Consider the following 23,885-nt stretch of genomic DNA (forward strand, 5'->3'; position numbering starts at 1 on the left):
TTTACACAAAAAAGTACGTTTATCTTATCCAAGCTTATTTTGCTTCTAAATTGCGTTTAGAGCGATTTTATTAAATTTCCGCTACCCTAGTACCATTTTTACAAAATTAAGGCTAATTATGGCGTTTTTAGAGTAGATAAGTAGAGCTTTTTCATGCAATTTTCCCACCTATCTCAAAATCACACTTTTTTTGATGATTTCATCATCTAGCAACCTATAAAAAATATTCTGAAATATTGCATCATTCTCAAGGTTACATTGAGTACTTTTTCTATCACCCCGGCATTACATTTTTCTCATGTTTTTTTTAAATCTTTATTGCCAAATTCCTATAGTTGAATAATACCGCTTTCTTGTCGCCTACCTTAAGAACAAGATAAAATATAATCAGAAAAAATAAATCAAAGTTAAAACAAGGAGTGTGCCATTAATGAAATCTATTACAGAATGGTTTGATGAATATAGCGAAAGCCATCAAAACCCAACCAATAAACAAATTCACTGGCTCTGCGTTCCCGCCATTTTATTTTCTATTATTGGAATTATTGCCCATTTCAGCGCTTTACTCACAGCTCTATTACTTGTACTCACTTTAATATTTTATGCACGTTTAGATCTTGTACTTGCTATTGCAATGGCTGCTTTACTGGTTGTTATGGCGTGGCTCATTTACACCCTACCTGTAGGAGTAGGATTTTATATCGCTATTTTTGTGGTTGCTTGGGTCGGGCAGTTTTATGGCCATAAAATCGAGGGCAAAAAACCATCTTTTTTTAAAGATTTACAATTTCTACTAATTGGACCAGTTTGGTGCATGGATGCCTATCTAGGAAAAATCTTACCTAAATGGAAAAGCAGACAAAAACACGCTCTTTCCTAATGATTAAATTAAAGCTGGATCATCTCGATTCAGCTTTTACATTTTACTGATTTATTAGAAAATTTATAAAATAGAAAAAAACTAAACTAGCGATAACACTTAAAAGCACTCTTTTTAGATAAATGGAAATTAAAATACAAAAGATTGCTGCATAAATATAAGAATTATCTAAAACTCCTTTTAAATTATCGCCATCAAAAAAAACAATCGGAATACAAATTGCTGTTAATAAGCAGGGAGCAGAATAATTAAGCATCTTATTCATAATAAGAGGCAGTTTAATTTTAACGTTAGGCTCTAAAAAATAATAACGATTAAAAAAGACGATTGCTGCCAAGCCTAAAATCATGAACCAAGACATATTATCGCTCCTTCTCTTTTTTTTCAGTTAACACAGCAACCAACATCCCTAGTAATCCTGAAAGTAAAATCGCCCCTTCAACCTGATAAAATTTAAAGAAAAATCCGCTAAAACAGGTCATTAGCACACCAGCAAGTACAGGCAAGCCCTTACATAACGGTACGATCATGGCAACAAAAATAGCCACAATTGAAAAATCTAAATGATAATTTAATAAATCAGGAATCACTGTTGCTAAAAGTATTCCTACCAAGCTAAACACTACCCAGAATAAATAAAAAGATAGGCCTGCACCCAACAGATATTCTGGCTGCCTTTTTTCACCGGATGCACACACCGCAAATAATTCATCTGTTAATAAAAAACCCAAACTTAATCGTTTCGAAAGAGGCAAAATAGAAATGTCATTTCTTAAAGTTAATGCATAAATAAAATGCTGAGCTGTTAAAAAGAAAATCGTCACATAAATTGTAAAAGTGGATGCACCTTCCATGACCATGCTTAAGCTAACTAATTGCGCTGCTCCAGCAAAGACAATTCCTGACATCGCAAGCGCCTTATAGAAAGATAAACCTGCATGAATTGCCATAGAGCCTGCTAAAATTGCCCATGGAATAACAGAAATTGACAACGGCAAAATATCCATTGCACCGCGCAAAAAAAGATAGGATGGCTTATTTTTTGGAAACTCAACCGATTGATTAAGCTGAATATTCATATATAGAATCCAATATAAGAAGCATCTCTATAAAATGCTTGATGAGAGCCGACTTATATTGAATAAAATTGCTGTAAATAAATTTTTAATAATTTAGTTATTTAGACTAGCTACATATTGAGTTGGTGTCACTCCCATTGCTTTTTTAAAGTGGCGATTAAAATGGCTTTGATCAGAAAAGCCACACTGCTGTGCCACCATCGCAATTTGGTCACCCTGTTTTAATAATTGTCTTGCTTTTTGTAAGCGTGCTTGAACAAGCCAGGCATGAGGTGGCAAGCCCACATATTTTTTAAATTGTCTTAAGAAATGCCATGCGCTCAATCCCACCATGTCAGCCAGATCTTGCAAAGAAAAATTCGTTTCAGGCATTTCCACCAGTAATTCTTTAACTCTTAATATTTTGGAATATGCCTCTGGCAGCTCACTAAAAGTCTGATTTGATTTACCATGTCGCTTCATTAGACAGGCTAAAGTCGATAAATACATTGTTTCTTTGAGCAAGAAGTTATCTTTTTGTTCTAATAAATCAAAGAGTAAACAAAGTTGTTGGGCTAAACCTAGGTCACGAATCACAGCTTGAGGAAACCATGGTGCACCATGCGGATTTTCAAAAAAATCTTGGCTAACTTCTGCCAACATTTCAGGTGTGGGATAAATCGCCCGATATCGCCAACCCGACTCAACAGCAGATGAACCCGTATGAATCTCGTCAGCATTTACTAAAATAATATCGCCTTTGGGAGCTACATGTAGCTGGCCTGTCCTAAAAAAAGACTGTGCGCCCTCTTCAATCACGCCAATACAATACCCTTCATGAGTATGCTTCGAAAATTGTGTTTGGTGATAATGTGCTTTTAATAACTCTAAACCGCCCAGCTCTCGCACATGCAGATAATCGGCTTGCTCCCGCTGCATAAATACGTCTCATCCATTCAATAAAAAAAACCATAGCACGTTTTAAGAAACTGAATAGAATAAAATTGCTCTATAAAAACAATCTCTTTATTCGTTTATTCGGCTTTATTGATAGATTTGCCCATCATGTTTGAGCCAACCGCTTTCATGACGACTTTGTGGATCACGATGAGTCCAGTGCAATACACCACCTTTAGGGTTGTATTCATATTCGCCATAAAACTCTACCATGTCACCTTTTTTTAAATTAGGAATTTTAGGGGCTAAATCGATATTATGTGCGACTAAAATTGAAAGGCCATTTTTTAATACAAGAATAAATTTCTGGTGTCTCGACCCATCATTATCATCTCTTAAAATTGCTTTTACTCGACCACTTCCCTGCACTTGAACATTACTTTGTCTCTGCTCATGAGCAGCTTTTATGTTGTCGACCCCATTACTTGGTAATGTAGTTTCTGTATGCCGAGCTTCGGGTATGGTTGATGACGGTAATTGATTTTGCTTATGCCCAGATAAATCCAGACCAAAATATCCAGCAACCAATAAAATAATGACACTGCCAATACTAAGATTTTTTTTATTTATCATTCTAAGCCCTCATTTTAGTCGAGATAAAAAAAGCCCCAAAGGGGCTTTTTTTATAGTGATACGAATTACTTCGCAGCAGCTTGAGCAGCAGCAACTTCTTCAGCGAAGCTAAGTTCTACTTTCTTCTCGATACCTTCACCAACTTCGAAACGTACGAAGTTAGCAACATTAGTACCAGTTGCTTTTAATACATCAGCAACTTTTTTGTCGTTGTCGATTACGTACATTTGACGATCAAGAGCAACTTCGTTCAAATACTTATCAACAGAACCAGTTACCATTTTTTCAACGATATTAGCTGGTTTGCCAGATTCTAACGCTTTCGCTTCAGCAATTTCTTTTTCTTTAGCGATAAGGTCAGCAGGAACAGCTTCAGCATTTACAGCTACTGGGTTGAATGCAGCAATGTGCATTGCAATACCTTTACCAGTATCAGCATCACCAGTATAAGAAACTACAACACCGATTTTTAAACCGTGTTTGTAGATAGCCAAACTTTCGCCTTCAACGATTTTCGCGCGACGAACTTGGATGTTTTCACCGATTTTTTGAACAAGTGCAATACGAGCTTCTTCAACTGTTTGACCGTCTGCTAATTTTAATTCAGCGATTTTAGCAGCATCAGTTTCACCAGCAGCTAATGCAGCAGTAGCAACAGCTTTTGAGAAGTTAGAGAAGTTTTCGTCTTTAGCAACGAAGTCAGTTTGACAGTTAACTTCAACTAAAATTGCTTTGTTGCCTTCTTGAACGATTGTGATTGCACCGTCAGCAGCAATGTTACCTGCTTTTTTAGCAGCTTTAGCTTGACCAGATTTACGAAGGTTATCAATAGCAAGCTCGATGTCACCGTTCGCTTCTGTTAATGCTTTTTTGCATTCCATCATTGCAAGACCAGTACGGTCACGTAATTCTTTTACCATGCTTGCAGTAATTGCAGTCATGTTGATCTCCTAAAATCGGTAGAAAATAAATCTTTTCAACAAAAACGGCCCAAAGAAACTCTGGGCCGTTTGCACTCTCGACGCTTAATTTGCCACCATTACATGTCGCAAAAATGACAAGCCTGCGTCAAAACGCATTAAGCCTCAGAAGCGTCTTTCGCAGCGTCATCGCCTTTTGCTTGAGCGTTCGCTTGAGATTGAGCGTATTCTTTACCAGCAAGAATTGCATCAGCCATAGCTGAAGCATATAGAGTTACTGCACGGATCGCATCGTCGTTACCCGGAATAACGTAATCAACGTTGTCTGGGTTAGAGTTTGTATCAACGATACCGATAACAGGAATACCTAAGTTCTTCGCTTCTTTGATTGCAATCGCTTCGTGATCAACGTCGATTACAAATAATGCGTCAGGTAAACCACCCATGTTTTTAACGCCGCCTAAAGAGCGCTCAAGTTTTTCCATCTCACGAGCACGTTCTAAAGCTTCACGTTTAGTAAGCTTAGCAAAAGTACCATCTTGAGATTGAGTTTGAAGATCTTTTAAACGGTTGATAGATTGGCGAAGTGTTTTCCAGTTCGTCAACATACCACCTAACCAGCGGTGATCTACATATGGTTGACCAGCGCGTTGAGCTTGTTCACGGATGATGTTAGAAGCAGCACGTTTTGTACCAACAAACAAAACTTTGTTCTTTTTGCTTGCTAATTGGTTAGCGAAGTTCAAAGCATCATTTAACGCAGGAACAGTGTGCTCAAGGTTGATGATGTGAATTTTGTTACGCGCGCCAAAAATGTATTGACGCATTTTTGGGTTCCAGAAACGTGTTTGGTGACCAAAGTGCGCGCCAGCTTGAAGAAGGTCGCGCATGCTTACGTTGTAATCTGCCATTTTCTTTACCTTAAAGTTTGGGTTAGGCCTCCATATATCCGCATTCTCCACCCTTTTACAGGCACCCAGAGTAATGTGACGATATATGTGCGGATTTTTTACCCCATCTATCAAAATTGTTCGTAAAAGATATTCACGAAAAGCATTTGATAAAATGGGCGGCTATTTATACCATAGACACTTGTAAATTACCAAAAGTTTTTAGAGATCATGAACAGTACTTATACAGCTCCACGTCGATTAATCAAAACTCCAGATGAAATTGAAAAAATGCGCATTGCAGGACGACTGGCGGCTGAAGTTCTAGAGATGATCAAGCCCTATATTAAGGCAGGTGTTAGTACACTTGAACTTGATACCATTTGCCGTAACCACATTGAAAATGTACAGCATGCTATTCCTGCCTGTGTCGGCTATGGTGGCGCTCCTGGACGCCCTGCTTTTCAGCACTCTATTTGTACTTCGGTTAACCATGTTGTCTGTCATGGTATTCCTTCTGAAAATAAAATCTTAAAAAATGGTGACATCCTTAATATTGACGTAACTGTGATTAAAGATGGCTATCATGGTGATACCAATATGATGTACGTAATCGGTGGCGAAACTTCTATTTTAGCTAACCGTCTATGCAAGGTTGCTCAAGAAGCTATGTACCGAGGTATGGCAACTGTTAAAGATGGTTCATATTTAGGTGATATTGGCCATGCAATCCAAAAATATGTCGAATCAGAACGTTTTAGTGTAGTACGTGAATATTGTGGTCACGGTATTGGAACTGTTTTCCATGATGAGCCTCAAGTATTACATTATGGTCAAGCTGGTACCGGTATGCGTCTGGAAGCAGGTATGACTTTTACCATTGAACCTATGGTAAATGCAGGCGTATGGCAAACTAAACTGTTAGGCGACAAATGGACTGTTGTAACGAAAGACCATAAACTTTCAGCTCAATATGAACATACTATTTTAGTGACTCAAACGGGCATTGAAGTTTTAACTGCACGCCCTGAAGAAGACTTATCTCGCTTCAACTAATCATTTAATTACATTTAATAAAAGGCTACTTTATGTAGCCTTTTATTATTTATTATGTATTTTTAATTAATAAATATTGCTAAATATAAACAATTATTTCAAAAAAATTACAATTATTAATTTTTAATAAACAATCATTTTTATAAAACACGGTATGGTTGGCTCAATAAAAATCAGTAAACAAATGCCGGACATGGAGTCCTTTTATGATGAAAAAGTCATTATTTTGTATGACAGCTGCCTTTTTTGCTCTGCCAACAGTCACCTCCGCCGCTTCACCATACTTTAGTTTAAAAGATGGTGATGGCTTCAAACGTTTTTCAGTCTCTGCTGGTCCTTTATATGTCAAGCCTACAGGAAAAGCTCAGCCCTTCAGAATTAATACTTCTGTTAAAGAAAATGAGCAGTCTAAGGTCGGAGATATTAAAGTAAAAACCATTCAAGATAATATTTCGGACAGTAATAGTAATGTTGTGCTGGAAGAGCTCATTGATGTTATTGGTTTAGGTACTGATACTATTCCCGCATGGTTAAGTGGAACAGCTGAAATTCGCGGTTTAAGTCAGTGGGAAGCTGAGAATACAGGGCTAGAGGCCGATGACGTTACTACCTTAGGACTCATGAGTAATTACTTTTTTACAGATAATTTTTCATTGGAGTTAAAAGCTGGTATTCCCCCTAAAGTTGATCTACAGGGTAAAGGTAAAATTTATGCACCTTTTTCTGCTACTGCAAAACCTGCTGGTGGAATCCTTGGTTCGATGGAACTTGAAAATAATCTTTTCATTACAGATCTTGAAGGACATGGAAGTGCCGCTTCAGCACGCGCTTGGACACCCGCATTTGAATTTCAATATCATTTCGGCAAAACTGGCGTAAATAAATTTAGACCTTATGTAGGTCTAGGTGTGATGTATGCCTATTTTAGCGAATTAGAAATGAACCCAGAAATTGAGAAAGATTTAGTCAATGCTGGCCATATGATTGTAAATATTAAAGATGGTAAATCAGGAGCTGCTTTAGAAAGAAAAACTAGCTCTGGTGATCCAAAAGTTGACCTTGAAGCATCCGATGCTATTGCTCCAGTAGCAACTTTAGGATTTACCTATGACTTTAATGACAAATGGTACGCTGTAGGTTCTGTCTCTTATGCTCACTTAAAAACAGATACAACCATTACAGTGAGCGACGCCAAATATGGCGAATTAATTAATGCAAAAGCAGACATCGAAATTAACCCAATTTTAGGTTATGCAGGGATCGGTTACCGCTTCTAACTTTTGTTTTATATAAAGCTATAAAAACTTATGCACGTTTTTATAGCTTTCTTTCAATCTATAAATTCCTACAAATTGCTTCTTTTTAAATCAAAATGCTAAAAAAATGAGCATTCTTTATAAAAACTACAGATATAAAGGCCTTCTTATATTCTTATTACGGCCTCCTCATTTTCGGAATCTTTTTGATTATTTTTATCTTCACAAACTAACTTAATAAAATTAGAAAGTAATTTTTTCTTTTTAGTAAAATTCATTTTTTGGCACGCCCTTTGCTTTATTCACTGCATGATGAATCAATGATGATTCAATGAATAAACCAAGACGGCCAACGATGTCCGCTCTGATCGGTCTGCAGATAGGCAACTTATTGCCATGCAAATTAAATTTCGTTCAGTTCAGGGGGACGGCGTATGTCTTCAAATGTAAATCTAGATGCAAAAAAAGCAACTGAGATTAAATTATTCAGTTTTTCAACTCCAGCAATGCGTGCCTTCCACATGACATGGCTCGCTTTCTTTGTATGTTTCTTCGCATGGTTTGCGTGTGCACCATTAATGCCCGTTATTAAAGGTGAGTTTGGCTTAACAAAAGATCAAATTGCCAATATTAATATTGCTGCTGTTGCCATTACGATTTTAGTTCGGCTTATTGTCGGGCCACTCTGCGACAAATATGGTCCACGTATTACATACACCACCCTCCTATTAGTTGGCAGTATTCCAGTATTTGGTGTAGCTGCTGCCAATAGTTATGAATCTTTTCTGTTCTTTCGCTTACTCATTGGCGCAATTGGCGCAAGCTTCGTAATTACGCAATACCATACAAGCGTTATGTTTGCTCCTAACGTTGTAGGCACAGCAAATGCAGCGGCGGCTGGTTGGGGAAATGCTGGTGGGGGTGCAACTCAAGCATTAATGCCTTTATTGCTCGGTGCCATTGTGATGTTTGGTGTTGAGCAAGCCATGGGATGGCGTGTGGCATTAATTGTACCCGGCATAATGATGGTTATTGTCGGCATCCTTTACTGGAAATTAACTCAAGATTGCCCTCAAGGGAACTTTAAAGAAGTTCGCGCGCAAGGCATGGATGTTGGTAGTGGTAAAAAAGGTGGTACAGCAATTTTAATGCAAGCTGCTCGCAACTACCGTGTCTGGATTTTATTTGTAGCTTACGGCGCATGCTTCGGTATTGAAATTTTTATTCATAACGTTGCAGCAATGTACTATGTCGATCAGTTCAAAATGGATCTGAAAACCGCTGGTTTAACTGCTGGGATATTTGGTTTACTGGCATTATTTGCTCGTGCACTTGGCGGGATCATTTCCGATAAAGTTGCACTCAAAAAAGGATTAGATGGTCGTACAAAAGTACTCGTACTCATGATCTTAGGTGAAGGTTTATTCTTAATACTCTTCTCACAAATGAATGTGGTTGCTCTTGCAATCATTTCTATGACCATTTTTGCACTGTTTACTCATATGGCTTGTGGTGCAACTTATGCACTCGTACCATTTATTGATCGTAATGCATTAGGCGGCGTTGCAGGAATTATTGGTGCAGGTGGTAACGTTGGTGCTGTCGCAGCTGGTTTCTTACTCAAAGGATTGCTTGATGTTCAAACTTGCCTGTTTATTTTAGGTGGTTTAGTTATGGTCGCAGGCTGTAGCGTAATTTTAATTCGCTTCACCACCGAACATAAAGAAAAAGAACAAGTTCTTTTTGAACAAGCATTACTTGAACGTAATTCCGCAGCTTAATTTTTATAAGAAGCAGAGATCAAATAGGCTCTGCTTCTTCTCTTTTTTTCACAAAGCAATACAACCTTACTAACTCTTTAGCCCGCCTTAAATATTCTCTCTAAATATATCGATATTACTCGATATATCTTCTACAATAAATCACCACATTATTATAATTTTCCATTAATCATGACTAAAACTGGCAATCAATTTTCTCAGCCCCTCATCTATATGTTGATTGGCAGTGCAATTATTCTAGCTCTTTCTCTAGGAGTCAGACATGGTTTCGGACTCTATCTAGTACCGATGAGTCATGAGTTTGGTTGGGGGCAACATGTTTTTAGCCTTGCTATTGCTATGCAAAACCTGATCTGGGGAGTCGTTCAACCTTTTACCGGCGCAATCGCAGACAAATATGGCAGTCGAATTGTTGTCGCAGTCGGTGGCATGCTCTATGCCCTCGGCTTACTCTTAATGGCTTTTAGTTCAAGCGTATTAATCTTAAATTTAAGTCTGGGGTTAATTATTGGCTTAGCTTTATCAGCAACCTCATTTACGGTTTTACTCAGTGCAGTAGGTCGAGCTGCTCCACCAGAAAAAAGAAGCATGGCAATGGGTATTGCGAGTGCTGCTGGATCTTTCGGTCAGTTCATTATGTTGCCATCTACCCTGCTCTTACTTAAAACGGTGGGATGGTCAGCAGCCTTAATGGTGAGTGCGCTATTAATTGCTTTTATTATTCCGCTAGCGCTTATGTTAAAAGGGTCAAGCAATCAAACACCAAAAGCAATTGCTCAACCTCAACTCACATTTAAACAAGTGCTTAACATTGCCAGAAAACATAAGCCCTTCTGGTGGTTAGCTTTAGGCTTTTTAGTTTGTGGATTCCAAGTTGTCTTCTTAGGCGTTCACTTGCCTGGCTATTTAATCGACCATGGATTTGACGCGGCTACTGGCACTGTATTTCTGGCATTGGTGGGCCTATTTAACGTAGTGGGAACTTACGGTGCTGGTTGGTTAGGAGATCGTTTCTCAAAGCCTAAACTATTAATGGCACTTTACGGCAGCCGTGGCATCGCGATCATTGCCTTTTTACTATTACCTTTAAGCACTTATACGGTATATGCTTTTGGCGTCATTATGGGCCTTTTATGGCTCTCTACAGTTCCGCTCACAAATGGCATTGTGGCAAATATGTTTGGGGTAAAATATCTATCGATGCTGAGTGGTATTGTGTTTTTCACCCATCAAGTCGGTTCTTTCTTTGGTGGATGGCTTGGCGGCGTTAACCATGACTTAACAGGTAATTACAATGCGATTTGGCTATGTTCTATAGCCTTAAGTATACTAGGGGTAATCGTACACTTCTTTGTTAATGAGGAGGCAGTTATTCATGACGCATAATGCCTTACTTTTGAAAACAATTATGACTTTTATCATAGCTGCGCTTTTGGTGCTTTCTATAATTTTATGGAAACAAACACCGGATTTATTTGAATATTTTAACCAAGCGTTTTGTGCCCACTAAAATATAAAGCACGTAACTCACTTTTCAGAACTGTCATAAAAATATAAAAATCGTATGATCTAATGCAAATAAAAAAGCCCGCAGATTTGCGGGCTTTTTTATTAAAAACTTATTTAAAATCAAAACAAGCGATTCATACCATTGAGCGCAGCTACACGATATGCTTCAGCCATTGTTGGATAGTTAAATGTCGTTTCAACAAAATATTTCAAGGTATTATTTGGGCTGTGCATAACTGCTTGCCCGATGTGGATAATTTCAGCAGCGTTATTACCGAAACAGTGAATACCTAAAATTTCCATAGTGTCACGATGGAAAAGAATCTTTAACTCACCCACCGTATCACCCGTAATTTGTGCACGAGCTAAATGACGGAAAGATGCTTGACCTACTTCATACGGAATTTTCTCTTCCGTTAATTCCTGTTCATTTTTACCAATTGATGAGATTTCCGGAATGGTATAAATACCTGTAGGAATATCACGTACTGGTTTAGCATCTTCACCACTCATGTTTGCGCCAGCACAGCGCCCTTGGTCATAAGCAGCCGAAGCTAATGAAGGCCAACCAATCACGTCACCAGCAGCATAGATATTTTCAACTTCAGTTTGGTACTGATCATTTACTGAAAGTTGACCACGGCTATTTGGTACTAACCCAACATTCTCAAGGCCTAAACCTTCTGTGTTTCCTGAACGGCCATTACACCAAAGAATGGCATCGGCTTTAATCTTTTTACCACTTTGTAAATGTAGAACCACATGGTCATCAAACGTTTCAAGATGATCCATTTGTTCATTGTGACGAATTAAGACACCTTGTTCACGCAAGTGATAAGACAAAGCATCAGCAATTTCATCATCTAAATAACTTAATAGTTTTTGCTGAGTGTTAATCAAATCAACTTTATGGTCTAAACCAATAAAGATTGAGGCATATTCACAGCCAATAACACCTGCGCCGTAAATAATGATTTTTTGAATTGAGTAATCAAGATCAAGAATTTTGTCCGAATCAAATACGCGAGGATGATCAAAGTCGAGACCTTGCGGATGATAAGGACGACTACCTGTCGCAATCACAACTTGTTTACAAATAATTGTTTCTTTAATGCCTTCATGGCTAAAAACTAAGACTGTATTTTTATCTTGAATATATGCACGCCCGTGGAATACACCGATCTTGTTACGATCATAAAAACGTGTATGTGTATCAACCTGTTGTTGAATCACTTTATGTGCATTACGCAAAACCTGTTTCATGGTGAACTGTTTCCATTCACCTACTTTTTGAAACATTGGATCACGCTGATAGCGGATAATACTAGAAACTGTTTGACGTAATGCTTTACTTGGAATGGTTCCTACGTGTGCACAGTTACCACCAAGTTGATCACGCACATCTACAATTGCAACACGCTTACCAGCTTTTGCAAGCTTCATTGCCGCGCCTTCACCCGCAGGTCCAGAACCGAGAACTACCGCATCGTATTTAACGAAATTCCCACTAACGACCTCTTTTTTACGTGGCATTGAAAGCTCCTTCCTCTCTTGAATGACCATATTTTATAATAGATTATGACTAATATGCGGTGAATTTATGTATTTCTCAACCCTATATTTCTGAATAGCCACATTTATTATATGAATAGTTATTTTCCGCTATTAACTGAAGAACTTCGCTATAATACAATGTCAATGTCTCTATAAACGAGTGGAAAAGTTAGATATGTCAGAACACCGTAAACCTGAACAGGGTGTAAAACTTCGTGGCGCAGAAAAAGTCGCAAGAATTCCTGTAAAAGTTGTACCTACGGTTGAAGTGCCGCGTAAACCTGACTGGATTCGTGTCAAGATGACGGCACCAGAAGAAGTTCAGCGTATTAAAACGACTTTACGTGCTCAAAAACTCCATACCGTTTGTGAAGAAGCTGCTTGTCCTAACCTACCAGAATGTTTTGGCGGCGGTACGGCAACATTCATGATTATGGGCGATATTTGTACACGCCGTTGTCCTTTCTGTGATGTAGCACATGGTCGTCCAAATGCACTCGATGCTGACGAACCTCGTCACATGGCTGAAACCATTTCTAACCTGAAACTCAAGTATGCAGTAATTACTTCAGTTGACCGTGATGACTTACTTGACGGCGGTGCACAACACTTTGTGGACTGTATTAAAGAAGCTCGCGCGCTTAGCCCGACGACATTGCTTGAGATTTTAGTACCTGACTTCCGTGGACGTATGGATATTGCTTTACGCATTATGACTGAATGTCCGCCAGACGTATTTAACCACAACATTGAGACTGTGCCTCGTCTATATAAAGCAATGCGCCCAGGTTCAGACTATCAACACTCTTTAACCTTATTAAAAATGTTTAAAGAATACTGCCCAGATATCCCAACAAAATGTGGTTTGATGGTCGGTATTGGTGAAACTGAAGAAGAAGTGATTGCATTGCTTGATGACTTACGTGCTCACGATGTTGACTATGTGACGATTGGTCAATATTTACAGCCATCTAAACAACATGCGCCAATTGACCGCTTTGTAACGCCAGAAGAGTTTGAACGTTATGCAGAGCATGGTCGTAAACTTGGCTTTAGAAATATCTGGTCTGCACCAATGGTTCGTTCAAGTTACTTTGCTGATCGTCAATACCATGGTGAACCAGTACCAGAAGTTCGTCGTAAAGTAGATCCTGCTAAGAAAATTGCTGTTCAGGTCGTCGAAGCTTAATAAATTAAATATCTATAAAAGGCCCTCTGTATTAGAGGGCTTTTTATTTGTATAAGAAAATCAATAACATTTCTTGACAAATCAATAAAATAACCCCTTACACTTTCACTCAAAAATATCTTATACCTAAAAGTACGATATATCCCTGCTCTAGCATATACATCAATATTTGCGACATAAAAACTCAAATTTAAACAGCAACAAAATAGCTAGTTAAGCCTTAAATATCTCCTCGCTTTTGTAACTTCATCCACTTGAGGGCTTAGCTAGTAAGGAGCAAGTATGATTTTCCTACTCTTTATATTAAGTATTATTATTCAGCTTATTGCAGTATGGGCAATTTTCTTTTTTAACTTAAATAAAGTTCTTGGTAGCGGTGTGGCCATTATTATTGCCATACTTTCGGCATTCTTGCTAACACCATGGTCTCTGCTTTTAGGTATTCCAATTATTGCACTCAGCATCATTATTTTAGTTGAACCATTACGATTTAACCTAATTACCAAGCCAGCCTATAAGACTTTAGCGAATTCAATGCCGAGCATTAGTACCACCGAACAAGAGGCTTTAGAGGCTGGTACCAGTTGGTGGGAAAAAGAATTATTTATGGGAGCACCTGATTGGTCTCAATTTGAAAAGTATCCCTACCCAACTTTATCAGAAGAAGAGCAAAGTTTTATAGACAATGAAGTTGAACTACTTTGTAGCATGCTCAATGAATGGGAAATTCATCATCACTTAAAAGACCTTCCTCCTGAAGTTTGGCAATTTATTAAAGATAAAGGTTTTTTAGGACTCATTATTCCAAAGTCTTTTGGCGGTAAAGAATTTAGTTCATTCGCACAAAGTCGTATTATGAGCAAAATTGCTTCACGCTCACTCACCACCGCGGTGAGTTGTATGGTTCCAAACTCGTTGGGACCGGGTGAGCTGCTTATGCATTACGGTACCGATGCTCAAAAACAACAATATCTACCCGGTCTTGCCAAAGGTGAAGAAATTCCGTGCTTTGGTTTAACCAGTCCAGAAGCGGGTTCAGATGCAGGTGCCATTCCAGATTCAGGGGTTGTTTGTTACGGCGAATATGAAGGTACTCAAGTTCTTGGTCTACGCATGAATTTCTCTAAACGCTGGATTACGCTTGCTCCAATTGCCACAGTCGTAGGTCTTGCATTTAAACTGTATGACCCTGAGGGTCTACTCGGCGATAAAAATAAAACAGAATACGGTATTACCTGTGCACTCATTCCTGCAAGTCATGCTGGGGTAAAAATAGGTGCACGCCATTTCCCAGGTTCTCCATTTATGAATGGAACCGTAGAAGGAGAAGATGTTTTTATTCCAATTGACTGGATTATTGGTGGGCAAGAAAATGCTGGTAAAGGCTGGCGCATGCTCATGGAATGTTTAGGTGTTGGCCGTGGTATTTCACTTCCAGCTTTAGCAACAGCCGCAGGTGAAATGAGCTATCTCACCGTAGGGGCTTTTGCGAAAATTCGCCAGCAATTTAATATCTCTGTTGGTAAATTTGAAGGTGTACAAGAGGCAACCAGTGAAATTGCAAGTGATGCCTATATGCTTGAGGCATTCCGTTATTTAGTCACTTGTGGATTAAATCAAGGTGGAACACCCGCCGTGATGACTGCGATGGCAAAATATTATGCAACTGAAACGATGCGCAAAGTGGTTAATCACGGAATGGATATTGCCGGAGGACGTGCAATTCAACTTGGACCACGTAACTTCCTTGCACTCACCTATCAAGCAATTCCAATCGCAATTACAGTGGAAGGCGCAAATATTTTAACCCGTTCATTGATGATTTTTGGTCAAGGTTCAATGCGTTGTCACCCTTACCTTTTTGAAGAGTTGCAACTACTTCAGTCTGAAGATAAAAGCACTTCAGTCAAAAAATTCGATGATCTTTTATTTAAACATTTAGCCTATACCTTTAACCGCGGAGCAAAATCATTTGCTTATGGTTGGACAGGTGGCTCAAGCGATGCTCCGCAGTCAGTAGATCAATTTACTGCCAGTTACTATAAAACGATTAACCGTTTTAGTGCCAACTTTGCTTTAGTTGCAGATATGGCGCTTGGGTTACTTGCAGGAGACTTGAAACGCAAAGAAATGTTATCAGGCCGCTTGGCCGATATTCATGCCCACCTCTTTATTTCTACTGCAATTTTAAAGTTTTATGAAGCTGGTCAAAAAACTGAAGCTGAACAACTTCACGCTAAATTAGCTCTGCAAAAAGCTTTCTTGAATATTCAGGAAGCATTTTGGGGCTTATTTGAAAACTTCCCAGCTAAACTTCCCGCAGCATTTGTGAAATGGATCTGTTTCCCTTTTGGTCGTGTGATTTCAAAACCCGATGATGAGTTAAAAAAGCAAGTTGCTGAACTTATGATGCAAGAGCATCCTTTTAGAGAACAACTAAAACATCACGTATTTTATTCAACCAAAGCCGATGATGTGACTGGTCGTTTAGAACATACATTCCAAATTTTACGAACTCTTGAACCACTTTGGGATAAGTTTAAAAAAGCTGCATCTAAAGGTAAATTTAAAGGACTTACTTTCGAAGAGAATATCGAACACGCTACAAAAGAAGGTTTTATTTCTGAAAGCGAAGCTCAACAATTATTGCAATACAACGTAATTCGATTCGACAGCATGCTTACAGATGTTTTTGATGAACATTTAAATAAAGATCTTCCTTTATCTAACCCTCATCAAATTTAGTGACTGATGCCTCCACTAATTCACTATTGCAATCATTTTTGATTCGCATTAATTAATAAACAGCCATAAAAGCGTCAATCGACGCTTTTATTTTTAGGAGAAATTAATGTCTAAGCAAGATTACGAAAATGGATTAAAAGTTCGCACAGAAGTGATGGGAGAAGCTTTTGTAAAACGTGCGCAAGAGAATACGGTACCATTTACTCAGCCATTGCAAGACTGGATTAATGAACATGCATGGGGATCTACTTGGCAGCGTGAAGGTGTGCTGCCGCGCAAATATCGTTCATTAATTACTTTGGCAATGTTAACTGCACTTAAGTCACCAACGGAACTCAAAGGCCATGTTCGTGGTGCTCTCAACAATGGTTGTACAGTTGAAGAAATTCAAGAAACGTTATTGCATAGCCTGCCATATTGTGGTGCCCCTGCTACTCAAGAAGCCTTTCGAGCGGCTTTAGAAGTGATTCAAGAACACCAACAAAAATAACTTTAATATGAGCCAGCACTCTACTGGCTCTTTTTTATCTAATTCAATTTGATTGAATGCATTTGAAAATTACGATCATCAATCACGATAGCCTGACGACAAATCCCTTCCACTTGACGTTGCTTTTCAAAGACTGCCGCTGACATCGGTTCAAAACTATCAAAAAAACAGATTTCATTTTGATCTATAGAATAAATGAGTGACTGATTTCCGATACCTTCTAAAGTGTCGTAATACACAATCACCATTTTTCCATTTTGAATTGTAGCTTGAATATCCTGATAGCTTAACGCTGGGCCCGTTGGTATTTTCAATACATTTGCTTCTTTATAACTCATACGTTCGCTTGGGCTAATATTTGGATCTTTATCCGAATAAAATGACACATCAAACCCAAATTTTTTTAAAGCAACAGCCAAGGCAATTGTATAGGTGCCGTCTTCATCATATCGACAAATTTGAATCAGTTCGGGAATATCAATTTGAACCCCATGATGCCGAAGTACCATCCAAACCGCAAAAACACCGCTATTCGCTTCGAGGTTTGCCAAAGATTCGGGAATATTTAAGGCCATAATTTAAATCTAAAGTCGTAATTAAGCAGATAATAAACAAAACTGGATTGGCACTAAAAGCTTTTCCAAGTACAATGTTTCGCTAGTCGAGGGATGCTGCGACAAGTGATCAGCACTAAAGATCAATTTGCCAGGCTCGACAATCGGTTAAACGCTCGTTTTTAACCAACAACGGCATCCGCGAACAGAACGATCCATACTATTTTTTCCCTAGGAGATCCTGATGAACGCGGTTAATGCTTCATTTACAGATTATAAAGTTGCTGACATCTCACTTGCTGACTACGGTCGTAAAGAAATCAAACTTGCTGAAGCAGAAATGCCAGCTCTAATTGGTTTACGTAAACGTTATGCAGCCTCTAAACCACTTGCTGGCGCAAAAATTCTTGGTTGTATCCACATGACCATTCAAACAGCGGTTCTTATTGAAACGCTTATTGAATTAGGTGCTGAAGTTCGTTGGACTTCATGTAACATTTTCTCGACTCAAGACCATGCTGCTGCTGCAATTGCTGCTCGTGGTATTCCTGTTTTTGCTTGGAAAGGTGAAACTGAAGAAGAATATGTATGGTGTTTAGAACAACAAGTTAATGTTAATGGTCAACCTTGGGATGCCAACATGATCTTGGATGATGGTGGTGACTTAACTGCTCTTGTTCACGACAAATACCCTGCACTATTAGAACGTATTCACGGTATTACTGAAGAAACCACAACAGGTGTTCAACGTCTTATCGAAATGTGGAAAGATGGTTCTTTGAAAGTACCTGCTATCAACGTAAATGACTCTGTTACTAAGTCTAAAAACGACAACAAATATGGTTGCCGTCACTCATTAAATGATGCAATCAAACGTGCAACTGACATGCTTTTGTCTGGTCGCCGTGCGCTTGTGATCGGTTATGGTGACGTTGGTAAAGGTTCTGCTCAATCTTTACGTCAAGAAGGCATGATTGTTCGTGTAACTGAAGTTGACCCAATTTGTGCAATGCAAGCATGTATGGACGGCTATGAAGTTGTATCTCCATACAAAAACGGCGTACAAACAGGCAAAAAAGAAGATATTAACCAAGACTTACTTGGCAACACTGACCTTGTTGTAACTACTACTGGTAACTACCACGTATGTGATGCTGCAATGTTAGATAGCTTAAAAGCTGGTGCAGTTGTATGTAACATCGGTCACTTCGACACAGAAATTGATACTGCTTATTTACGTGGTTACAAGTGGGTTGAAGTTAAGCCACAAGTTCACCAAGTTTATCGTTCTGAAGATGAAAATAACTACCTCATTCTTCTTTCTGAAGGTCGCCTTGTAAATCTTGGTAATGCAACTGGTCACCCATCACGTGTGATGGACGGTTCTTTTGCTAACCAAGTTTTAGGTCAAATTCACTTATTCCAAGAGAAATTTGCTGACCTTCCTGCAAACGAAAAAGCTGCAAAAATTCGTGTAGAAGTTCTTCCTAAGAAACTCGATGAAGAAGTTGCTGCGGCAATGGTTGCAGGTTTTGGTGGTGTACTTACTCAATTAACTCAAGAGCAAGCTGGCTATTTAGGTGTTGCTGTTGAGGGACCATTCAAGTCTGACGCTTACAAATACTAAGAACTTAAGGGCAGACGGTGAACCGACTGCCCTTTTTTCTAAAAATATTGTTTCGCTGTTTACAAGGATTTGACATGACTAAACGTATACCCATTTCTTTTGAATTTTTCCCACCGAAAACTGATGCAGGTGCTGAAAAACTTCGTATTGTTCATCAAGAATTACAACCATTAAATCCAGATTTCTTCTCGATTACTTATGGCGCTGGTGGTTCTACTCGCGAACGTACTCTTGCGGCTATTGACGATTTCAATGGTAAAGGTACACCAGTTGCTCCTCACCTTTCTTGTATTGGTGATGATAAAGCTCGTATTGCTGAGTTACTAGATTTATATAAAGCTCAAGGCATTAACCGTATTGTCGCTTTACGGGGTGATTTACCGTCTGGTCAGGTCGGACTTGGCGAACTTCCTTATGCTCAAGATTTAGTACGTTTCATTCGTCAGCATTCAGGTGATCATTTTCATATTGAAGTTGCAGCTTATCCAGAAATGCACCCTCAAGCTGAGAACCTTGATTCAGATATCCAACGTTTTATCGAAAAAGTACAAGCTGGTGCTAATGCAGGAATTACTCAATTCTTCTTTAATCCAGACTCATACTTTTATTTTATTGAGCGCTTAGAAAAAGCTGGAGTTAATATTCCGGTAGCTCCTGGCATCATGCCTATTACCAATGCCAGCAACTTAATTCGCTTTGCTGATGGTACTGGTGCAGAAATTCCTCGCTGGATCCGTAAGCAATTACAAGCCTATGGCGATGACAGTGAGAGTATTAAAGCTTTTGGTCATGAAGTTGTTGTGAAGCTATGTGAACGCCTCATTGCAGGTGGTGCACCAAGCTTACATTTCTATTCAATGAATCAAGTCGAACCAACTCGTCAACTCGTCGTTGATCTTGGTTTAAATTAATTTTGTAAGGCGTACCCAATGAATCGTTTTTTTATCGAAACTGAACTTGCTGTTGGCTCAACAATTCAATTGACAGAAACAGTATTTCATCATTGGGTGCGTGTTTTACGTGCACAATTACAAGAACAAGCCACTCTCTTTAATGGTCAAGGTGGCGAATATCTCACGACACTGACCGAAATTAATAAAAAAAATGCTTTTGTCACGATTGAGAGTTTTAACCCTACTAACCGTAGTGCCCCATTTAAAGCTGTCCTTGGTCAAGTCATGAGTAAAGGTGACCGAATGGACTATGCCATTCAGAAAGCCACTGAACTTGGAGTAAGTCAAATTCAGTTGCTTACTAGTGAGCGCTGTGAAATGCGCTTAAAATACGACCGAGATCAAAAAAAATTAGATCACTGGCAAGCTGTTGCAATTGCTGCTTGTGAACAATGTGGTCTTAATATCGTTCCAGAAGTGTTAGCACCCATTTCTCTAAGTGAATGGTTTAGCTCTACTCAGCTTCCCGCTTCAAAATTTGTTTTAGCGCCAGAAAAAGAACAAAAAGATGTATTAGCAGGCATACAACCTGAACTTGCCTTATTGATTGGCCCAGAAGGCGGTTTAAGTGAAAATGAAATTACTCAAGCCAATCAAGCTGGTTTTATGAATTGGTGTATTGGTGACCGTGTCTTACGTACAGAAACCGCACCTGTCGTTGCCTTATCCATTTTAAATTATCGGTTTTTATCAACCTAAGTTCATTGAACATTGATTAAATCGTTATTTAAAGTTAATTTACTTTTATTGTATGAATAAAATTTCAAATTCTTTATCACTGATAAATCAGATTCTTTCTGTATATATGTAAAAAAAATAGGATAGAAAAATCTTATGTCCGGGCTTCAGGAAGAATATTTACAGCATCAAACAAAAATTGAGCAGCTAAAACTTTCAATTCAATATATACGCTGGTATTTGATTAGCTTAATACTGTTATGTCTGATCTCATATGCTATTTTTTCTTATTATTTTTCATCTTCAATAACCGTATTTAACTGGACTATCGGCCTCACTATTGCATCTTTTACCTGCCTATTATTTGTTCCAAATATTTTAACCCACTATCGTACTATTAATTTTATTAAAAAAGCTGATCTTATATTACAAAGTATTTGTTTTATTTCAGGAATTTTATTAGGGATAACCGTTACAGTTATTCACTTCTATCTTCCTCAAGAGTTAGTTTCGTTACCAGATGCTCATATTTTAATTGCTTTGTTTATCACTTCTGCCCATATCATTGGCCTGACTTTTTTAACGCAACAGCCTCGATACTTTTATCTTTTATTCATTCCCAGTACATTACCCCTATTAATCGCTCAATTTACACATACACCCATTGCTCAGCTACCTTTTTATTTCGCCTATAATATAGCTTTCGTGGCTACAGTACTCTGCGCATACGCAACTCAACGTAACTATCAAAAGATTTCTAAACTATTATTAAAAAATAAACAGCTTGTTCAAATTTCAGATCAACACACTCAGTGGGCTGAAGAATTATGTGTGCAACTTCAACAAGAAGTGAATAAATCTAAAGATATTGAAGCCCAGCTCCAATTTAATAACCATTTACTTGAGCAAAAGGTACGTGAACGAACTTACGATCTCACAAAAATGAATGAGCAACTCGAAAGCCATCACTACAATTTAGCTTTTGCACATGAAACGGCTGGCATTCGGCCATGGGACTGGGATATTGAAAATCAAAAATTAGAAATTACGTTTTTCGATCAACAAAAACAAACTCAGACGACCATTATTCATCTCAATACCATTTTAGACCGCATACATCCAAGTGATAAAAAGCTTTTTGACGAGCGCTTGAAACAACATTTGGAAGGAATTACAGATCATTTTAATGTCAATTTTCGAATTTTACGTCGTGATGGTTCTTGGCGATGGATTCATGATGTAGGCCGTGTCATTACAAGAGATCCTAAAACACAAAAAGCGCTTCGCATGGTTGGTATGACCCGAGATATACATCAAGAGAAAAAAGATCAAGAACACTTAAGACTATCGGCAATTGTGCTTGAGCAAGCTGCAGAAGGCATATTTATTTTAGATGAACACTTGAACTATATTGATATTAACCCTTACTACGAAAAATTAACCGGATTTTCTAAATCAGAACTCCTAAATAAAGAATTATTTAGCATTACAATTAATCAAAAAGAACTACAACAACAATTTCATACCTCAATTACCCAACAGCTCCTCGAAACTGGAGAATATATGGGCCAATTTGACGAAAAGTTTAGTTCTGGCAAAAGCGTATATTTGTGGTTACACATCAATGTGGTCAAAGATGAGTTCAATCAAATTACAAATTATATTGGATTTGCAAGGGACCTCTCTGAGCAAAAACGTCAGGAACAGCATCTATCCTATTTAAAAAATTACGATAGCCTCACTCACTTGCCTAATCGTCTTTACTATTACAACCAACTTCATCAATACCTTGTAAATCCATCATATAACATTAAAAACTTAGCATTAATACGAGTAAACATTGACCGTTTCAGAGCTTTTAATGAATTTTTAAATAATGATAGTGGTGATGAACTTCTTAAACAGTTTGCACAACGATTACGCTTAATCAATATTAATGCAATTTTAGTTGCCTATTTAAATAGTGACGATTTTGCAATTATTTATGAAATTTCCCCAATTCATCCAAATATTGAACAATATTGCCAAAATATTTTGCAGGCACTCAATGCCCCTTTTTATATTGATAATCAAGAATATTTCATTACCGCATCTATTGGCGTAGCATGCTTTCCTGAGCATGGACGACAAATTGATCATCTAAACAATCATGCAGAACAAGCACTTTCAGAAGCAAAACGCTTAGGAGGCAATACCATTTCTTACTATTGCAATCAAACAACTCACTCGTATAAATCTGCCGATTTAGAGCAAGAGTTACGTAAAGCCATTCAAAATGATGAATTTGTCGTTTATTATCAACCCAAAATCAATCTACAAGATCAATCAATTATAGGTTTTGAAGCATTAATTCGCTGGCAACATCCCGAAAAAGGATTAGTCATGCCAAATATGTTTATACCTTTTGCTGAGCGTAGTAGCCTGATTTCGGATATTGGTAAAGTCGTTTTAGATAAAGTTGGAAAACAATTACAAGAATGGAAAAGCCAAGGCTACACAAACATTCAAGTCTCTGTAAATATTGTTGCTCAGCAAATACATCGAGGCTTATTACTCAATGATATTGATGAAATTTTGCAGAAATATAATATACAAGGTTCAGATCTTGAACTTGAGATTACTGAGTCAGCCCTCTTGGATAATACCGATAACGTAAAAACGTTATTACATGCAATAAAACAACGAGATATTTCAATTGCTCTTGATGACTTTGGTACAGGCTATTCCTCTTTAGCCTATCTGACTGAATACCCAATTGATGTATTAAAAATTGACCGTGCTTTTATTTCTAAAATTGGTGATCACAAACAAGAAGCCATTGTAAATGCCATGATTGCGATGGGTAAAAGTATGGGTCTTAAACTGGTTGCCGAAGGTGTAGAAACAGAGGAACAAGTTGCCTATCTACAAAAACAGCAATGTGATTTTTTACAAGGCTATTTCTTTAGTCGTCCTATCCCGGCTGAGCAGATTATTCCTTATCTACAAACAGATTCGCCTATTTCTTAATGGTTCTCACAGACTATTTTTACATATGCTGCTTTTTCCAAAAATGAGCGTTTTTGACTGTGAGAAATAAAGAAGTAGTGTTATATTCTTTAGCATTTAGCTCACTACAGGGCTATTGGCAATTCGTCTACTATTCTCTTAATTGATAAAAATTAAAGCATAGTAAAAGAACCGAGTTGCCTTCCCCTGAATGAGTGATTTGACTA

The 23,885-nt window shown here is 38.1% G+C and carries 21 protein-coding genes; 13 read left to right on the top strand and 8 right to left on the bottom strand.

Features of this window, described 5'->3' with window-relative positions:
• The first annotated feature begins 430 nt into the window (after positions 1–430).
• A complete protein-coding gene (locus tag RMB03_RS11495; protein WP_311076234.1) occupies positions 431–880 on the top strand; it encodes an Mpo1-like protein in 450 nt (149 codons plus the stop codon).
• A gap of 43 nt (positions 881–923) precedes the next feature.
• Here RMB03_RS11495 and RMB03_RS11500 read toward each other — a convergent pair whose 3' ends face one another.
• The 6 genes from RMB03_RS11500 to rpsB form a co-directional block, all read right to left on the bottom strand.
• Positions 924–1,241 (bottom strand): AzlD domain-containing protein, encoded by a 318-nt coding sequence (locus tag RMB03_RS11500; RefSeq protein WP_080027512.1) that lies wholly within the window; start codon positions 1,239–1,241, stop codon positions 924–926.
• 1 nt (position 1,242) lies between these two features.
• Positions 1,243–1,959, bottom strand: a complete 717-nt coding sequence (locus tag RMB03_RS11505) for an AzlC family ABC transporter permease (protein ID WP_311076237.1) — start codon at positions 1,957–1,959, stop codon at positions 1,243–1,245.
• 93 nt (positions 1,960–2,052) lie between these two features.
• Positions 2,053–2,877 carry an AraC family transcriptional regulator gene (locus tag RMB03_RS11510; RefSeq protein ID WP_311076239.1) on the bottom strand — a complete coding sequence of 275 codons (825 nt, stop codon included), beginning with the start codon at positions 2,875–2,877 and terminating at the stop codon, positions 2,053–2,055.
• Between the two features lie 105 nt (positions 2,878–2,982).
• Positions 2,983–3,468 carry a DUF3465 domain-containing protein gene (locus RMB03_RS11515; RefSeq protein ID WP_311076241.1) on the bottom strand — a complete coding sequence of 162 codons (486 nt, stop codon included), beginning with the start codon at positions 3,466–3,468 and terminating at the stop codon, positions 2,983–2,985.
• Between the two features lie 65 nt (positions 3,469–3,533).
• Positions 3,534–4,409, bottom strand: coding sequence for a translation elongation factor Ts (gene tsf / locus RMB03_RS11520; RefSeq protein ID WP_017391947.1), 876 nt, complete (start codon positions 4,407–4,409; stop codon positions 3,534–3,536).
• Between the two features lie 137 nt (positions 4,410–4,546).
• The gene (gene rpsB / locus RMB03_RS11525) at positions 4,547–5,299 is read right to left on the bottom strand and encodes a 30S ribosomal protein S2 (RefSeq protein ID WP_002118204.1); all 753 of its coding nucleotides are present in this window, start codon (positions 5,297–5,299) and stop codon (positions 4,547–4,549) included.
• 210 nt (positions 5,300–5,509) lie between these two features.
• On the opposite strand from rpsB, the gene map reads away from it, so the two are divergent.
• The 5 genes from map to RMB03_RS11550 all read left to right on the top strand — a co-directional run bounded on the left by map (position 5,510) and on the right by RMB03_RS11550 (position 10,881).
• Positions 5,510–6,334: a type I methionyl aminopeptidase gene (gene map / locus RMB03_RS11530; RefSeq protein WP_004643502.1), complete on the top strand. Its 825-nt coding sequence runs from the start codon at positions 5,510–5,512 to the stop codon at positions 6,332–6,334.
• Between the two features lie 206 nt (positions 6,335–6,540).
• On the top strand, positions 6,541–7,611 hold the full coding sequence (locus RMB03_RS11535) for an OmpW family protein (RefSeq protein ID WP_003650621.1): 1,071 nt from the start codon (positions 6,541–6,543) through the stop codon (positions 7,609–7,611).
• Positions 7,612–8,024: 413 nt separating this feature from the next.
• Entirely contained in the window at positions 8,025–9,371 is a 1,347-nt protein-coding gene (locus tag RMB03_RS11540; protein ID WP_017391946.1) for an MFS transporter, read from the top strand.
• Positions 9,372–9,542: 171 nt separating this feature from the next.
• Positions 9,543–10,757 carry an MFS transporter gene (locus tag RMB03_RS11545; protein ID WP_151743295.1) on the top strand — a complete coding sequence of 405 codons (1,215 nt, stop codon included), beginning with the start codon at positions 9,543–9,545 and terminating at the stop codon, positions 10,755–10,757.
• A complete protein-coding gene (locus tag RMB03_RS11550; protein ID WP_005039176.1) occupies positions 10,747–10,881 on the top strand; it encodes a hypothetical protein in 135 nt (44 codons plus the stop codon). The genes RMB03_RS11545 and RMB03_RS11550 overlap by 11 nt, the downstream gene beginning before the upstream one ends.
• A gap of 119 nt (positions 10,882–11,000) precedes the next feature.
• On the opposite strand, the gene sthA is transcribed toward RMB03_RS11550, so the two are convergent.
• Positions 11,001–12,413, bottom strand: a complete 1,413-nt coding sequence (sthA, locus tag RMB03_RS11555) for a Si-specific NAD(P)(+) transhydrogenase (RefSeq protein WP_003650611.1) — start codon at positions 12,411–12,413, stop codon at positions 11,001–11,003.
• A 196-nt stretch (positions 12,414–12,609) separates the two neighbouring features.
• Here sthA and lipA point away from each other — a divergent pair, with 196 nt between their 5' ends.
• From lipA to RMB03_RS11570, 3 genes are all read left to right on the top strand, one after another.
• Complete coding sequence (gene lipA / locus RMB03_RS11560) at positions 12,610–13,623, top strand: lipoyl synthase (RefSeq protein WP_003650609.1); 1,014 nt, start codon at positions 12,610–12,612, stop codon at positions 13,621–13,623.
• Between the two features lie 282 nt (positions 13,624–13,905).
• Complete coding sequence (locus RMB03_RS11565) at positions 13,906–16,368, top strand: acyl-CoA dehydrogenase (RefSeq protein ID WP_311076249.1); 2,463 nt, start codon at positions 13,906–13,908, stop codon at positions 16,366–16,368.
• A 106-nt stretch (positions 16,369–16,474) separates the two neighbouring features.
• Complete coding sequence (locus RMB03_RS11570; RefSeq protein ID WP_311076251.1) at positions 16,475–16,858, top strand: carboxymuconolactone decarboxylase family protein; 384 nt, start codon at positions 16,475–16,477, stop codon at positions 16,856–16,858.
• A gap of 38 nt (positions 16,859–16,896) precedes the next feature.
• On the opposite strand, the gene RMB03_RS11575 is transcribed toward RMB03_RS11570, so the two are convergent.
• Positions 16,897–17,433 (bottom strand): cysteine peptidase family C39 domain-containing protein, encoded by a 537-nt coding sequence (locus RMB03_RS11575; protein ID WP_311076253.1) that lies wholly within the window; start codon positions 17,431–17,433, stop codon positions 16,897–16,899.
• Positions 17,434–17,656: 223 nt separating this feature from the next.
• Here RMB03_RS11575 and ahcY point away from each other — a divergent pair, with 223 nt between their 5' ends.
• The 4 genes from ahcY (at position 17,657) to RMB03_RS11595 (ending at position 23,679) form a co-directional block, all read left to right on the top strand.
• Complete coding sequence (ahcY, locus tag RMB03_RS11580) at positions 17,657–19,039, top strand: adenosylhomocysteinase (RefSeq protein WP_045125749.1); 1,383 nt, start codon at positions 17,657–17,659, stop codon at positions 19,037–19,039.
• A 74-nt stretch (positions 19,040–19,113) separates the two neighbouring features.
• The gene (metF, locus tag RMB03_RS11585; protein WP_004643512.1) at positions 19,114–19,950 is read left to right on the top strand and encodes a methylenetetrahydrofolate reductase [NAD(P)H]; all 837 of its coding nucleotides are present in this window, start codon (positions 19,114–19,116) and stop codon (positions 19,948–19,950) included.
• Positions 19,951–19,968: 18 nt separating this feature from the next.
• Positions 19,969–20,691 carry a 16S rRNA (uracil(1498)-N(3))-methyltransferase gene (locus RMB03_RS11590; RefSeq protein ID WP_311076256.1) on the top strand — a complete coding sequence of 241 codons (723 nt, stop codon included), beginning with the start codon at positions 19,969–19,971 and terminating at the stop codon, positions 20,689–20,691.
• Positions 20,692–20,826: 135 nt separating this feature from the next.
• Positions 20,827–23,679 carry an EAL domain-containing protein gene (locus tag RMB03_RS11595; protein WP_311076258.1) on the top strand — a complete coding sequence of 951 codons (2,853 nt, stop codon included), beginning with the start codon at positions 20,827–20,829 and terminating at the stop codon, positions 23,677–23,679.
• The last annotated feature ends 206 nt before the right edge of the window (positions 23,680–23,885 follow it).

The organism is Acinetobacter sp. V91_7 (genome assembly GCF_031799075.1).
Lineage (GTDB): Bacteria > Pseudomonadota > Gammaproteobacteria > Pseudomonadales > Moraxellaceae > Acinetobacter > Acinetobacter calcoaceticus.

Excerpts from the sequence above, each read along its gene's own strand:
- RMB03_RS11505 (WP_311076237.1), bottom strand. The coding sequence starts at position 1,959 with ATGAATATTCAGCTTAATCAATCGGTTGAGTTTCCAAAAAATAAGCCA.
- RMB03_RS11575 (WP_311076253.1), bottom strand. The coding sequence starts at position 17,433 with ATGGCCTTAAATATTCCCGAATCTTTGGCAAACCTCGAAGCGAATAGC.
- tsf (WP_017391947.1), bottom strand. The coding sequence starts at position 4,409 with ATGACTGCAATTACTGCAAGCATGGTAAAAGAATTACGTGACCGTACT.
- RMB03_RS11540 (WP_017391946.1), top strand. The coding sequence starts at position 8,025 with ATGTCTTCAAATGTAAATCTAGATGCAAAAAAAGCAACTGAGATTAAA.
- metF (WP_004643512.1), top strand. The coding sequence starts at position 19,114 with ATGACTAAACGTATACCCATTTCTTTTGAATTTTTCCCACCGAAAACT.
- sthA (WP_003650611.1), bottom strand. The coding sequence starts at position 12,413 with ATGCCACGTAAAAAAGAGGTCGTTAGTGGGAATTTCGTTAAATACGAT.
- RMB03_RS11545 (WP_151743295.1), top strand. The coding sequence starts at position 9,543 with ATGACTAAAACTGGCAATCAATTTTCTCAGCCCCTCATCTATATGTTG.
- RMB03_RS11565 (WP_311076249.1), top strand. The coding sequence starts at position 13,906 with ATGATTTTCCTACTCTTTATATTAAGTATTATTATTCAGCTTATTGCA.
- RMB03_RS11590 (WP_311076256.1), top strand. The coding sequence starts at position 19,969 with ATGAATCGTTTTTTTATCGAAACTGAACTTGCTGTTGGCTCAACAATT.
- ahcY (WP_045125749.1), top strand. The coding sequence starts at position 17,657 with ATGAACGCGGTTAATGCTTCATTTACAGATTATAAAGTTGCTGACATC.
- RMB03_RS11510 (WP_311076239.1), bottom strand. The coding sequence starts at position 2,877 with ATGCAGCGGGAGCAAGCCGATTATCTGCATGTGCGAGAGCTGGGCGGT.
- rpsB (WP_002118204.1), bottom strand. The coding sequence starts at position 5,299 with ATGGCAGATTACAACGTAAGCATGCGCGACCTTCTTCAAGCTGGCGCG.
- RMB03_RS11595 (WP_311076258.1), top strand. The coding sequence starts at position 20,827 with ATGTCCGGGCTTCAGGAAGAATATTTACAGCATCAAACAAAAATTGAG.
- RMB03_RS11550 (WP_005039176.1), top strand. The coding sequence starts at position 10,747 with ATGACGCATAATGCCTTACTTTTGAAAACAATTATGACTTTTATCATA.
- lipA (WP_003650609.1), top strand. The coding sequence starts at position 12,610 with ATGTCAGAACACCGTAAACCTGAACAGGGTGTAAAACTTCGTGGCGCA.
- RMB03_RS11535 (WP_003650621.1), top strand. The coding sequence starts at position 6,541 with ATGATGAAAAAGTCATTATTTTGTATGACAGCTGCCTTTTTTGCTCTG.
- RMB03_RS11495 (WP_311076234.1), top strand. The coding sequence starts at position 431 with ATGAAATCTATTACAGAATGGTTTGATGAATATAGCGAAAGCCATCAA.
- RMB03_RS11570 (WP_311076251.1), top strand. The coding sequence starts at position 16,475 with ATGTCTAAGCAAGATTACGAAAATGGATTAAAAGTTCGCACAGAAGTG.
- RMB03_RS11515 (WP_311076241.1), bottom strand. The coding sequence starts at position 3,468 with ATGATAAATAAAAAAAATCTTAGTATTGGCAGTGTCATTATTTTATTG.
- map (WP_004643502.1), top strand. The coding sequence starts at position 5,510 with ATGAACAGTACTTATACAGCTCCACGTCGATTAATCAAAACTCCAGAT.
- RMB03_RS11500 (WP_080027512.1), bottom strand. The coding sequence starts at position 1,241 with ATGTCTTGGTTCATGATTTTAGGCTTGGCAGCAATCGTCTTTTTTAAT.